General features: G+C 68.8%; 13 protein-coding genes and 1 pseudogene. 7 read left to right on the top strand and 7 right to left on the bottom strand.

The genetic code is table 11. The features are described from left to right. The first annotated feature begins 345 nt into the window (after window positions 1–345). A complete protein-coding gene (locus ACSQ2H_RS22550; RefSeq protein ID WP_436063684.1) occupies window positions 346–648 on the top strand; it encodes a hypothetical protein in 303 nt (100 codons plus the stop codon). 3 nt (window positions 649–651) lie between these two features. Here the strand turns inward: ACSQ2H_RS22550 and ACSQ2H_RS22545 are convergent, their stop codons facing one another. From ACSQ2H_RS22545 to ACSQ2H_RS22525, 5 genes are all read right to left on the bottom strand, one after another. Beyond that, window positions 652–1,341, bottom strand: a complete 690-nt coding sequence (locus tag ACSQ2H_RS22545) for a JAB domain-containing protein (protein ID WP_436063683.1) — start codon at window positions 1,339–1,341, stop codon at window positions 652–654. 158 nt (window positions 1,342–1,499) lie between these two features. Next, the gene (locus ACSQ2H_RS22540; protein WP_436063682.1) at window positions 1,500–3,458 is read right to left on the bottom strand and encodes a ParB/RepB/Spo0J family partition protein; all 1,959 of its coding nucleotides are present in this window, start codon (window positions 3,456–3,458) and stop codon (window positions 1,500–1,502) included. A 42-nt stretch (window positions 3,459–3,500) separates the two neighbouring features. Then, the gene (locus tag ACSQ2H_RS22535) at window positions 3,501–4,412 is read right to left on the bottom strand and encodes a DUF7146 domain-containing protein (protein WP_436063681.1); all 912 of its coding nucleotides are present in this window, start codon (window positions 4,410–4,412) and stop codon (window positions 3,501–3,503) included. Between the two features lie 122 nt (window positions 4,413–4,534). After that, complete coding sequence (repC, locus tag ACSQ2H_RS22530) at window positions 4,535–5,806, bottom strand: plasmid replication protein RepC (RefSeq protein ID WP_436063680.1); 1,272 nt, start codon at window positions 5,804–5,806, stop codon at window positions 4,535–4,537. Window positions 5,807–5,988: 182 nt separating this feature from the next. Continuing rightward, on the bottom strand, window positions 5,989–6,225 hold the full coding sequence (locus tag ACSQ2H_RS22525) for a transcriptional regulator (RefSeq protein ID WP_436063679.1): 237 nt from the start codon (window positions 6,223–6,225) through the stop codon (window positions 5,989–5,991). A 382-nt stretch (window positions 6,226–6,607) separates the two neighbouring features. Here ACSQ2H_RS22525 and ACSQ2H_RS22520 point away from each other — a divergent pair, with 382 nt between their 5' ends. From ACSQ2H_RS22520 to ACSQ2H_RS22510, 3 genes are read left to right on the top strand one after another with little or no spacing between them, the layout of a single operon-like run. Next, window positions 6,608–7,531: a mechanosensitive ion channel domain-containing protein gene (locus tag ACSQ2H_RS22520; RefSeq protein ID WP_436063678.1), complete on the top strand. Its 924-nt coding sequence runs from the start codon at window positions 6,608–6,610 to the stop codon at window positions 7,529–7,531. Further along, window positions 7,528–7,938, top strand: a complete 411-nt coding sequence (locus ACSQ2H_RS22515; RefSeq protein WP_436063677.1) for a hypothetical protein — start codon at window positions 7,528–7,530, stop codon at window positions 7,936–7,938. The genes ACSQ2H_RS22520 and ACSQ2H_RS22515 overlap by 4 nt, the downstream gene beginning before the upstream one ends. Window positions 7,939–7,996: 58 nt before the next feature. Continuing rightward, window positions 7,997–9,094: a YihY/virulence factor BrkB family protein gene (locus ACSQ2H_RS22510; protein WP_436063676.1), complete on the top strand. Its 1,098-nt coding sequence runs from the start codon at window positions 7,997–7,999 to the stop codon at window positions 9,092–9,094. Window positions 9,095–9,526: 432 nt separating this feature from the next. Here ACSQ2H_RS22510 and ACSQ2H_RS22505 read toward each other — a convergent pair whose 3' ends face one another. Then, the gene (locus ACSQ2H_RS22505; protein ID WP_436063675.1) at window positions 9,527–9,799 is read right to left on the bottom strand and encodes a hypothetical protein; all 273 of its coding nucleotides are present in this window, start codon (window positions 9,797–9,799) and stop codon (window positions 9,527–9,529) included. 239 nt (window positions 9,800–10,038) lie between these two features. Between ACSQ2H_RS22505 and ACSQ2H_RS22500 the strand changes: the two genes are divergently transcribed. Next, window positions 10,039–10,407 carry a hypothetical protein gene (locus tag ACSQ2H_RS22500; RefSeq protein WP_436063674.1) on the top strand — a complete coding sequence of 123 codons (369 nt, stop codon included), beginning with the start codon at window positions 10,039–10,041 and terminating at the stop codon, window positions 10,405–10,407. A 140-nt stretch (window positions 10,408–10,547) separates the two neighbouring features. Here ACSQ2H_RS22500 and ACSQ2H_RS22495 read toward each other — a convergent pair whose 3' ends face one another. After that, window positions 10,548–11,531, bottom strand: coding sequence for an NADP-dependent oxidoreductase (locus ACSQ2H_RS22495; RefSeq protein ID WP_436063673.1), 984 nt, complete (start codon window positions 11,529–11,531; stop codon window positions 10,548–10,550). Between the two features lie 224 nt (window positions 11,532–11,755). Here ACSQ2H_RS22495 and ACSQ2H_RS22490 point away from each other — a divergent pair. Continuing rightward, window positions 11,756–12,043 (top strand): annotated as a pseudogene (locus ACSQ2H_RS22490) (helix-turn-helix domain-containing protein); the annotation flags it as partial. 9 nt (window positions 12,044–12,052) lie between these two features. Next, entirely contained in the window at window positions 12,053–12,256 is a 204-nt protein-coding gene (locus tag ACSQ2H_RS22485; RefSeq protein WP_436063672.1) for a hypothetical protein, read from the top strand. Window positions 12,257–12,331 lie beyond the last annotated feature (75 nt).

Raw genomic sequence — 12,331 nt, 5'->3', positions numbered from 1 at the left:
GCGGGCCGGCCTCGGCGATGGCGAGGTCGTTGGAGCCAAGGCCTGCCGCCGCCCGGCGAGCGCCCCCATGGCCCCGGCCCCTCCCGGAACCGAGGAGCGCCGGGGAGAATCCCGGCGCCGCTCGGCGGCGGGCAGCACCCGGCGGTCGACGGCGGTCGTGCAGACAGGGTGCGCCGTGTTGAGCGACGCCAGGCGCGGCCGGTAAATTGTCCGTGGGTCGCGCGAGCCGAAGATGGCGTCGCCATGGGCCGCCGTGGCAATGTGACGGCGGGAACGAACTCAGGCCGCGCCCGCGCTCCGCCCTCGACAGGGGCTGAGACTGACCGGCAGCACGACGTAGTGGACATGACGGACTTCATCGAACTTAAGGGCGCCTCGGGCGCGCGCTACCGGTTTCGCAACTGGGAGGCGGCTGGCCGCACGCCCATGGCCGGCAATTTCGTCGTCATCGACGCCGCCGCCGGCCTGGGCCGGCTGGCGATGGCCGGCGTGATCGACGATCTCTCCAAGGCTCCGGACGCGGTCGAGGCGGCCGGCGGTCCGGGGGAGGCGGTGTTCGTTCGGCTCAATATCTCCCGCCAGAGGCGGACCTTTGAGCACGAGGACCTTGTCGCCGAACATCGGCCGGCCTTGGTGCTGGCGGGCTGAGGCTCACATCAGGCCCAGCGTGCGCAGGCTCGCGACCCCGTCGCGCCCGACGACCAGGTGGTCGTGAACCTTGATCGTCAGCGCGCCGGCCGCGGCGATCACCTGCGCCGTCATCTCGATATCGGCGCGCGAGGGCGTCGGATCGCCGGACGGATGATTGTGCACGAGAACAAGCGCTGCGGCGTTCAGTTCGAGCGCCCGGCGCACGATCTCGCGCGGATAGACCGGCGCGTGGTCCACCGTGCCCTGAGATATCATCTCGCTGGCGAGCAGGTGATCGCGCGCATCCAGATATAAGCCCCAGACCTGCTCGCGAGGCTGGGCGGCCAACAGCACCTTCAGATATGTCGCCAGCTGCGGGCTGGTCGCGATAAGGCGGGTCTCGCGAAGGGGCGCAAACGCCATGCGGATCGCCAGTTCCTGGGCCAGGCGCAGTTCGAAGACCAGATTGACCGGAAGCAGCCGTTGGAGATCCGCACGTGGCCGGCCGACCACTTCCGTTAGGCCGCCCGCTTCCTCGATCAGCACCTTCGCCTGGCGCGCCGCGTCATCAAATTCGTGCCCCCGCAGCAGAAGTTCGAGCAACTCGACATCGGATCGCGCGGCCAGATCAGCGTCAGGCGTAACTGGGGCGATCAGCTTGCTGTGACGATTGCTGTCCGCTGGTCTGGCGGGACCGCTGGGCGTGGACATGTCAGGGGCTCCGGAAGTCGGCGCCGGACCCATCTCCGGCCGCTCGCCCCTCCGGTCCCTTTCCCCATCTTTGGCTTTGCCCCCCGCCGCCAAAGCGCACGCAGCAGAAGGAAGGCGCCCCCCGCATGCGCAGGGAGCGCCTCGCCCTCCTTCCGCCTCTAGGCCGCCGCCTGCACCGCCAGGACCTGCGCGCCTTCTCCGTCTTCCGGCGCATCATCCGACCCAGCCGGTTCGCCCCCACGCCAGGAGAGGCAGCCTGGGGCCCAGCTGCGGTCGGCGCAGGCCTGCGCGGTCAAGGCGATCAGTTCGTCCTTCTTCATGGTCGCAGCCCGTGGATCGGAAAGGCCCATCTCGGCGTGCATCTCGAGAAGCTGGCGCTTGGAATGAACGCCGAGATAGTCGGCGTCGGGGGTCCAGCGGGCGCTGATGTCGGCCTCGCACAGCGTCGCGATCTCCGCCGCCTCGGCGCGGGCTGCTCGTCGGATCGCGCTGGTGCGTGGCTCACGCAGGTCCAGGCTGATAGCGACCATTTCCGCCAGAAGCGCCATCCGGTCGTCCGGCTCGAGGGCCTCGACAAAGGCCAACGGCCGCAGGCCGGACGCGAGATAGGCTTCACGCCGGGCCTCCAGCCGCCGGACGACTTCCCCGTCCAGCTGCGGAACGGGCTCTGTTCCGTCAGGGCGATAGGCGCTGGCCCTGAGCGCAAGCGCCGACGTTCCTACGCCGCAGCTGCCCCGAAGCGCGAGCTGCTTGAAAAGTTCGGCGAGCAGCACGCTGAGGGCGGCCTGGGGCCGATCGGCCAGGTCCCGGATCAGGCCGCGCGTGGCCATATCCGTGCGCCGCTCGTGCAGCCGGTGGCTGGCGCCTTCTACTTCGACCTCCACGCCAGGAACCTCGATCTCAACGGCGGCCTCATCAGCATCTGCGGCCGAGGTCAGGTGCTCCGAGGAGCTGATCTCCTCAGGCGACGGTTCGACAAAGAAGGTGGTCGCGACGCCGAACCTCGTCGACGGCGAGATCACCACAGCCCCGACGACCCGCGGCGCCAACACCGCGGCCTTGTCGGCACGCCGCGCCAGGACCAGTTCGGCGAGGCAAGCCAGCGCCCCGTCTTCCTTCAGATCCTCGAGCGCCAGCAGCGCCTCCAGGCGTTCCACCTCGGCGCTGGCCGCAGCCCGTTCGGCGCGCGCCTGCGCCGGCAGATCTTCGGTGTAGACGTAGGGCGCAGCTTCGAAGCCGTCGGGCGCCCGAAAACCCTGTCCGTCGGAGATGTAGACGGCGAGGCCTTGCGCCTCGAGCGGGCTGCGCAGCGCTTCGACGCGTTCGCGCCACAGCCGCTCGAGCAGGGCGGTGTCGAGCAGCCTGTCGGGAAGCTCCCCGAAGAGGTCGCTTTCGATCCGGCCGCCCGCCTGGCCGTAACGCTCGGCCCCGACCAGCGTCAGGCGCGCGTCCTCTAGGGTCGACGCCTCCCCGTCCACGAGGTTGCGAAGCTGATACTCGTGAAGGTGTCCGTCGAGGGCGGCCTGGGCCAGATCGTCCTGCTGCGCAGGATCGGGCAGCCGGGCGAACAGCTTGGCCTGTCGCAGGGTGATCTTGCCCAGGCGAAGGGCGCAGATCACCTTCGGACGCACCGCCGCGAGCGCCTCGAGCCGGCGAACCTCGATCTCGCCATAGCCCAGCGCGGCGGCGATGCTGCGGGTGTCCATTCCGCTTGCCCGCAGCTTGCCGATCGCCAGGACGATGTCGGCCACGTGCACGGGCGCTCGCTCGCTGTTGGCCAGCACGACGGCGGCGGCCCTGGCCGCCCGGTCGCGCGCCAAAACGCAGTCGACCTCGTACCGATCATCGATGTCGCCCCGGTCGCGCAACAGCAGCAGCGCCATACGCCGTCGCCGGCCGTCCAGCGCCATGAAGGCCTGCTCGCCCTCGGTTCCGGGCCGGACGATCGGCGGGATCACCACGCCAGCGGCGAGAATGGTGTCGGCCAGCTGGGCGACGCCGTCATCGGCCGGTTCATCGAACCGCAGGTTTTCCGGGGCCAAGCCCAGATCGCGCAGCGCCACACGAACATGGCCGGGACGCCGGGCGGCGCGGGCAGGGCTCTTGAACTTGGACATGGGAAGTCTCCGGCGTCAGCGGCCAGGACCATCCCACCCGCTTCAGACGCGCCCCTCCCCACCCTTCCTCCAGCCTTTCCGCGGCCCGTCGGCCTGCGCCGCCTCGTTCCAGTCCCCGAACGGCGCCGGCGGCCGCGCGACCTCGGCCGCCACGCCATCGGCCATGAGCGAGCGCCGCAGATCCGCCGCCGCGGCTTCTCCGACCCGCCCGCGATCGGCGGCGATCAACACCCGCTCCACTCCGGCCGGAGCGCGCCATCGCCGCAGGTTGCCCGCCGACGTCAGCGCCCAACCGGGCAGGCCGAACCGCTCGCAGGCCGACAAGGTGGTGAAGACGCCCTCGGCCACCAGCATGTTGGCTGCTGCCGGCCAGAGCCGAACCGCCGCGCCCTCCGGCACGCAGCCGGCGATCTTGCGCGACAGGGCAAGGCGGCCGGCCCGCCGGCCGTCGGAGTCGAGATAAGTGATCTCCACGGCCGTGATATCCCCCTGCGGGTCGCGGACAGCGGCCAGCAGCGCTGGCCATGTCGCCCCGCCGCTGCGGTAGACCGATAGCGGCGTGCGCGCGCCGTGCCGCAGCGCTCCGGGGCCTGGCAGGGCGCTTATCCCCCGCCGGGCGCAATGCCGCGCCGACAAGGTCCGCCCCAGCGGCGCGGCGGCGTCCCAGATGCGCAGCGCAGCCGCTCGGCGCACCCATAGACTGTCGGCGGGCGAGGGGAGGGCGCGCCAGCGCTCTTCGTCATCCCCAGACGGCGACAGCCCAAGTTCCTGCAGTGCGTCGCGGACCTCCCGCCAATCCGCCGCGCCAAAGCTGTGGATCAGGATCCGCCCCCGCGTCTGCAGCAGCGACACAGATCGATCGGCGCGGCTGTGGCCCGGCGCCGGAATGCTGGCGCGCCGGCCCCCGTCGTAGAGGTCGCCGCCCAGGCGATCGACAATGGCTTTCAGACTCATCACGTCCTCCTCCGCCGCCCGATGCGGCGTGGACTACGGCCCTCACTCTCTCCTTTGCAGGCGCGGCCCGACAGCCGGAGAAATTCGGGTTTCAGGCGTCATGGTCAGCGGACCGCGCGCCATCAGCCCGCCCCACGCCGTCCGCCGGCGCGCGGCCGCGGATGATGGCGCTCCTTCAGCCCATAAAGGCTGGGCAGCAGGTGCAGGTCGCCGGTCCGTTCCCGCTCGCACATGGCGCGCAGATAGCCCCCGGCGCTCTTCACCTCGCCGGCGCGCCAGCGAGCCAGAATGGTGGCGACCGCGATGGCGGCGCGATTGCGGCCCAGCGCCTGACGCGCCTCCCGCCAGGCGCTGAGATTGACGCCGAGCATGAGCGCGACCTTGTAGGCCGCCTCGACGAACTCCTCCCAGTCCGCACCGGCCAGGTCGTCGAGATGCTGGTGGATTTCTGGAACGGCCTCGAGGACCAGCGAGAGCGGAATGACCTCCTCGTTGATCGGCAGGTCGGCATCGTCATCGATTTCCCGCGCCGCCGTGTCTGAAGCCTCGGTGTCTGGCCTCGGCCCCTCAGCGACTACTGCGCCACGCCAAGCCCGATACGTTGCTGTTTCAGCTTTAGGGTCGGTTGTAGGTTCTTTGTGGGCTCGGCTTTCAGAGCCCGTGGGCTCAGATTCATTTGATTTTCGAGCCTCCATCCAGGCCCGATCCACAGCCGCCAGCAGCGCTCCGAACTCGTCTTCAAGCGCCATCAGCTCGGCGAGCGCGGGGGTTCGTGGCAAGCGCCCGCTCGCGCTGGCGATCGCGCGTTCCCAGTCATAGCCCTCAAAGCCGCGTTCGACCGCGTCGGCGCAGACCGTGCGGATCTCGCGGCGGATCTCCCCGACCTTGCGGCGCAGGTGGCGGCGCTGGGCCTGTTCCAGACCGCGCGCGGCGGCCAGGTCCGCGAACTCGTCCCAGCGCACCGCCAGGGGCGAGAGATCGAATCCGAACGCCTCGATGATCTCGCCGGCGTCGCCCCGATAGCCGTAGCGCTTGCCGTTGCCGCTGTCGCGCATATGGACGAGTCCGGCCTTCACCGCCGCGCGGATCAGTCCCTGGATCACGGTGCGCGAGCGCTGGAGCTCCTCGCCGAGCATGTCGTTGGACGGCCAGGCGATGGGACGCCAGGCGCCGGTCCAGTCCTGCTCGTGAGTGACCCTTACCAGAGCCCGGATCAGGCGCACGAGCCCGTCGCCGATCCCCAGCCGGGGGGCGGCGCGCTCGAACCTGTCGAGCAGCATGGCCTTGGAGACGCCGTGCGGCAGGCCCTCATAGGCCTGCGCCAGCACGGCCGACGCCCGCTGGGCTTCGGCCAGCCGGCGCACGTCTCCGGTTCCGTCGTGGACGGTCTGCATCTCTCCGCTCCTCCGGGGAGGCCGCGGGCACAGTTTCCCGTCGCGCGAACGCGCGTTTTTGGATTGCAGCGATGTGGGCGATTCGGCTAGAAGGAGCAGGACTTTAGAGCTCGGGCGGGTTTGCAGACCCGTCTAGCGAATGACCTGGAGGAACCCGGCGCGTTACAGCGAGCCGGGTTTTTCTATGCGCTCACGGCGGGTTTCCTTTCATGTCCGCCAGGACCGAAGAACTCGCTCAGCAGGGCGGTAAGTGCTGCGTCCCGATTGCTGAGGCCGCGCGCGCGTTTCATCTCGTCGAGCTTGACGAGCAAGTGTTCAGGTACGGCGGCGTGCAATGGACTAAGTCCCGCCGCGCGCAGCTTGGCGCGGCGGTTCCGCTGATACTGTGCTTGATAGGCAAGGTCGCGGTCGCTGGTCATGGCTCGGCGATAAGAGGCCGATTCCGCCAGCCGCAATTAATAAAGGTGAACGGCGATCGCCGCGCAGCGGCAAATAAGCCGCTTGAATAGCTGAAGAATCGGAACGCGCGCACCACCACCAGTGATCGACAGGCGATCTCGCCTGCCGGGATGCACGGCCACGCGAAGGCCATCGGTAAACACGAGGTCGGCGACGCCGGATCGGCCGACGTGACGCGCTGCTCCGGTGCGATCAGCGCCCCGCCCGCAACCGCAGCGCCGGGCGATGGTTCTCTTTGTCCATCTGAGGACGCCGATGCCCGTTTTCCCTTCACGATCAACGCAGCGGCCCACGGCGCCGACGACGCGAGGGATCCTCGCCGCGCTGGCCCTTGCAGCGGCTGTGCTCACCGCCGTACCCGCCCACGCCCAGTTGGAAGCGCTGACCGGCGGCGCACCTGCAGAAGCTCCGGCAGCGGCTCCCACGACGCCGGTGCCCTTGCGCAGCCCTGACCAGGCGATCTCCGTGCGGCTGACGCAGCTCTTCGCCGAGGTCGAGGGCCTGCAGTCGGTCCGTCCGGAAGTGAGGGGCGGTGTCGTGCGATTGAGCGGCGCTGTCCTGACGGCCGCCGACGCCGCCAAGGCCGAGAGCATCGCCGAGCGCGTCGAGGGCGTCGTGTCCGTGGAAAGCGACCTGACCGCCGAGCACCGGGTGTCACAGCGGCTGCAGCCGCTGTTCGGGCGGATCCAGAGCCTTACCCAGACGACGCTGTCCTTCGTTCCGCTGCTGGTGATCGCGGCGCTGGCCTTCGTGGCCTGCTGGGCCGCGGGCCGTTGGCTGACAGGCCGCACCCGTCTCTTCAGGCGCCTGACGCCGAACGCCTTCATCGAGGCGCTGGTCGAACAGCTTGTCCGGCTGGCCTTCATCGTCCTGGGCCTGGTGCTGGCCTTGAGCATACTGGGCGCTTCGGCGCTGCTGGGCTCTATTCTCGGCGCCGCCGGCCTCATCGGCCTGGCCGTCGGGTTCGCGGTGCGCGACACGATCGAGAACTATCTGGCCGGCGTCATGCTCAGCATCCGCCAGCCGTTCGCCCCGAACGACCATGTGGTGATCGAGGGCTTCGACGGGCAGATCACCCGCCTGACCTCCCGCGTCACGGTCATCACCACGGGCGACGGCAACGAGGTTCAGATCCCCAACGCCACTGTCTACAAGGCCAATATCGTCAACTTCAGCGCACGCCTGAGCGGCGTTTCGACTTTGAACTCCCCCTGGACTACGCCAGCGACATTTCGTGCGCCCTGGCCCTGGCGCTGGGCGAGGTGAGACGCATCGACGGGGTGCTGGAGAACCCGGCCCCCGCGGCGATGATCGACCGCGCGCAGGACAACGCCCTGGTCATGAAGGTCTTCGGTTGGGTGGACCAGACGCGCTCGGACCTTGGCAAGACCAAGAGCGAGGCGATCCGCAGAATTAAGCTGCGGCTCGAGGAGTCGCAGATCGCCCTGGCCTCGCCATCGTGGAACATCCGCTATCTCGGCCGCGTGGCGCGCGAGGAGGCCGAAGGCTCCGCGCCGGCGGCGCAGGACGTCGAAGCCATCACCGACACCAGCGCCGACCACGCCCTGCACCGTAAGGTCGCCCAGATCCGGCGCGACAGCGGCGACGAAGACCTGCTCGACCCACCCGAGCGCGCGAGCGCGGCTAAGACGGCCGCCGAGCCGGCGGGGTGAGCTGGCGGCGGAACTCTGGTCCCAGGGGGGCATTTCCCAGGCCGATCGTGAGTATCAGATGCGTGGTTCGCTAAAGGTCCTGCTTGGCGTGGTCGCCGGCGTCGCGGCGGCCGAAACGGTGCGCGGCTTTCGGGAGCGCGAACGGGGCGCCGGGCGCCACGTGCCAACCGAAAAGCTGCAGGCCGACGCAGAGCCGGCCAATCTCGAACAGGCCGCCCAGACCCACAGAGGCCGCCATGCCTCCGAGCCGACGCAGATACCTGCCCGGGGCTGGAAGGACATCCTGCTGCGGACCTACCGGGAGTTCGGTGAGGATCAGATCCCGTTGGTGTCGGCCGGGGTCACCTTCTACAGCCTGCTGGCGCTGTTTCCGGCGATCGCCGCCTTCGTCGCCCTCTATGGGCTGTTCGCGGATCCGGCCGATGTCCGAGACCATCTCGATAGTCTGTCGGCCGTCCTGCCGGCGGGCGCGATCAGCCTGATCGGCGATCAGCTCGCGAGGGCGACCGCGGCGCGCGCCGAAGGCCTTTCCCTGGCCTTCGTCATCGGTCTGGCCGTGGCGCTATGGAGCGCCAACGGGGCGATGAAGGCGATGATCACCGGAGTGAACATCGCCTATGAAGAGCGCGAGCGGCGCGGTCTGGTCGGCAAGATCCTGATCCCCCTGGCGTTCACGGTGGGCGGACTGCTGCTGGCGATCATCGCCATCGCTCTGGCCGCCTTCGGCGGCGTGGTGGACGATTGGTTGGGGCCGCAAGCCGCGGTGGCCTTCAGGATCGTCCTGGCGATCTGCCTGTTCGCCGCCCTCGCTTCGGCGATCGGGCTGCTTTACCGTTTCGGACCCAGTCGCAGGCAGGCGCGGTGGCGCTGGATCACCTGGGGCAGCGGGATCGCGGCCCTGGCGTGGCTGGCGATGTCGGCGGCCTTCACCTTCTATGTCGCCCGTTTCGGCAATTTCGACCGCTCGTACGGACCGCTCGGCGCCGCGATAGGCTTCATGACCTGGACCTGGCTCTCGGCCCAGGTGATCCTGCTCGGCGCGGAACTGAACTCCGAAATCGAGCACCAGACCGCCGAGGACACGACCGTCGGTCTTCCCAAGCCCCTGGGCGCCCGCGGCGCGGTGATGGCCGACACGGTGGGCGCCGCGCAGTAGCGACGCTGCCTGCCGCGAACGCTCGACGATGACCGGGAGCTCGTCGTCCTGCGCCTCTCCGAGGAACACGACCTGCGCCTGCGGATGCCAGGCGACGGTCTCCCAGTCGAGCGGCGCGTCCTTCGGCAGGGGGGCCGGCTGGCCGAACCGGTGCACCAGCAGCGCGTTCATCCCTTCCTCCAGCGCCCAGACCCACCGGGGATGGCTGGGATCAGCATCGCGATTTATCGCGGCGGACATCTCAAGATGCAGCACACGGTAGACCCCGCCAGGCTCGAGGCGCGCAAAGGCGAACAGTCCCGGCAGGCGCACGAAACGCCCGTCGCGATGTGAGATCGCCCCGAAGGGTACGCCGCCGATGAAGATGTCGCCCATGACTCGCCTCCGCGAGTACAAAAGCAGAACATCGAGCGGATGTGGAGTCTCCCGCGGTCATGCGGGCTGAGCGGCGCGATCTTCCACGCCGCCCAGCGAAGGCGGAGGGGCAGGAACTTCAAGCGGCGGACATAGGAAGTTGGCGGCGGGCGAGCCGTCGCGCAGGACGATCGACAGCTTCGCCGCATGACCGGCGCGGGCCAGGCCTTCGGCCAGCCTACGCCCCGCCCGTTCGGCGGCGGCGCCGGTTTTGAAGTAGAGTTCGTTCCCAATCGCATCGGAACGAACGATCCAGCCCTCGGCGGCTGGAATGACGTAAACGGTCTTCATCCCGTCCTCAAGTTCAACCGCCCGACCATTTAGGGGTGACCGAGCCTGCGGCAAGAGGTCGCGGCGAGCGATCCGCGCCTATTAAACCGCAGACCCTGCCGCCGCCTTCACATTTGAGCAGGATCGCAGCTCCGCGCGGTATTTCCGGTCAAAGATCGCAGGCGCATCTGCTGCATCAAATGCCCGCGCTCGCGCGTTTGGGCGTCGACGCACGTCTCGGCGAACAAGGGAGACCCGATATGGCTGAGCTGGGCCTGCGGGATTGTCGGGTTCTGGTGGTGGAAGACGAGTACATGCTGGCCAGCGAACTCCAACGCGCGATGGAGGACGCGGGGGCGGTCGTGCTGGGCCCGGTCGCGCGGGTCGAGGCCGCACTCGGACTGCTGGCGGCCGAGCCTCACGTCGACGGCGCAATCGTCGACCTCAACCTGGGAGGAGAGATGGCCTATCCCGTGGTGGAGGCGCTGATCGACCGTGGGATCCCGCTTGTCCTGGCGACGGGATATGACGCTCAGGCGCTGCCGACACGGTTCGCCCATCTCATCCGCTGCGAGAAACCCGTCGAGCTGGCGAAGGTCGCAAGAGCGCTCGGGAGGGCGCTAAACTGAGCCGGAGCCTCCGCACGCAACGACCTGTGTCGCGCGCGGACTACCGCGGCCTCGTGAAAAACAGAGAAGGGCCGCATAGATGGCAGGCGCCGGGCAGGGCAAGCCAGCTCCAGGCCGCGGCGGACGCGCCCGCGGCGCGCCTAGTCGGCGATTCCGATCAGCATCTTGCCGAGGTTTTCGCCCCGGAACAGGCCGATCAGACCTTCGGGCGCACGCTCGAAGCCTTGCAGAACCGTCTCCTCGTACTTGACCTGGCCGGACTTCACCCAGCCGGTCATGTCCTGCAGGAACTGGGCGTTCAGATGCGCGAAGTCGCTGGCCACGAACCCTTCCATGCGAATACGGCCGTAGATCAGCGAGAAGAGGTTGTGCACGCCTTCGCCGCCGCCGTTGTACATCGAGATCATCCCGCACACCGGGATCCGTCCCCGGACGTTCATGCGGGGCAGGGCGGCGTCGAGGTGCGCCCCGCCGACGTTCTCGAAATAGACGTCGATGCCGTTCGGCGTCACCTCGGCCAGTCGGGCGCCGATCGGCTCGGCCTTATAGTTGATGACCGCATCGAGCCCGAGTTCATCGCGCAGCCAGGCGGCCTTCTCCGCCGAGCCCGTCGAGCCGACCACATAACAGCCTTTGATCTTGGCGATCTGCGCGGCGACCGAGCCGACGGCGCCTGCCGCCGTCGAGACGAACACCTGCTCGCCGTCCTTCAGCGCTCCCACCTCCAGCAGGCCGCCATAGGCGGTCAGGCCGGTTCCACCGAGCACATGCAGATAGGCGCTCAGCGGCAGGTCCGGATCGGGCGTCAGCGCCGCAAGACCCTTGCCGTCCGACACAAAGCGCCTGCGGAAGCCGGCTCCATGTCGAACGAGGGTCCCTTCGGGAAACTTGGGGTTTCGCGACTGCACCACCCGGCCGAGGCCGCCGCCCAGCAGCGGCTTGCCGAGCGGCTGATCGGCGTCCAGCCGGGGGCGCATGTAGGGGTCCACCGACATCCAGAGCGCCTCGACAAGCACCTGGCCTTCAGCCGCTTCTCCCACAGGCGCCTGCACCAACGCGAAGTCGTCGGCGACGGGCAATCCGTTGGGACGGCGGACAAGGTGAATTTCGTCGGTCAACTGCATGGCGAACTCCTTGTGGGGGCGGGCGCGCCAGCGGTACCGCAAACTGCGGGCCTATGGCGAGCAGGATTGAGCCGCTCGTCTGTCCAAGCCCGCGTGGATGACGGGCCCGGCGGATCTGGTGAGGAACGGCGCCAGCCGAGAGCAACATATGTTGATGCCGTCTCTGTAAGCCTGTGTTCGTCTGACGTCGCAATAGCGGCCACACGGCGCATGCTCGGGGGAGCCTGCGCCGCCGGCCGCCAGGTTGTCGGGGCCCGCCCTTCGGGAGCGGGGCGGGCCTTGTCGATCAAACCCATGCCCGCGGCGAAACCTTCGCAATAGGGCGCAGTCGGCCTCGGGGGGAGGGCGAACTGAAGAAAGCTATCGACAGACTCGATGAACGCGACATCGTCGTCGGACGCCGGCTGCGCGCGCTCCGCCTACGCAGAGGCGTCACTCAAACGGCGCTGGGCCATGCGTGCGGCGTCACCTTTCAACAGATCCAGAAGTACGAAGGCGGCAAGAACCGAGTGAGCGTCTCCATGCTCATTCGCATCTCGGACCATCTACAGGTCAGTCCGCTCGAACTGCTTCAAGGCCTCAGTATGATCGACACCTTGTCTGACCCGGCCGCCCCGCTGTCGGCGGAGGCGAAGGCCGGCATGTCGTTGATCGAGGCGATGCCGGCGGCCAAGCGCGCGCGAGCGCTGAAGTTGCTGCGCAAGCTTACCGAGGAGAGCGTCTGAGTTCGGCGGAACCTGGAGCGCTGAGCCCCGTTGTCCATGCCGCCGGCGGCCCCTCACAACACCTGACGCCGGTGC

Source organism: Phenylobacterium sp. LjRoot97 (assembly GCF_964254345.1).
GTDB lineage: Bacteria > Pseudomonadota > Alphaproteobacteria > Caulobacterales > Caulobacteraceae > Phenylobacterium.
This window is presented reverse-complemented; position numbering and strand designations above follow the sequence as displayed.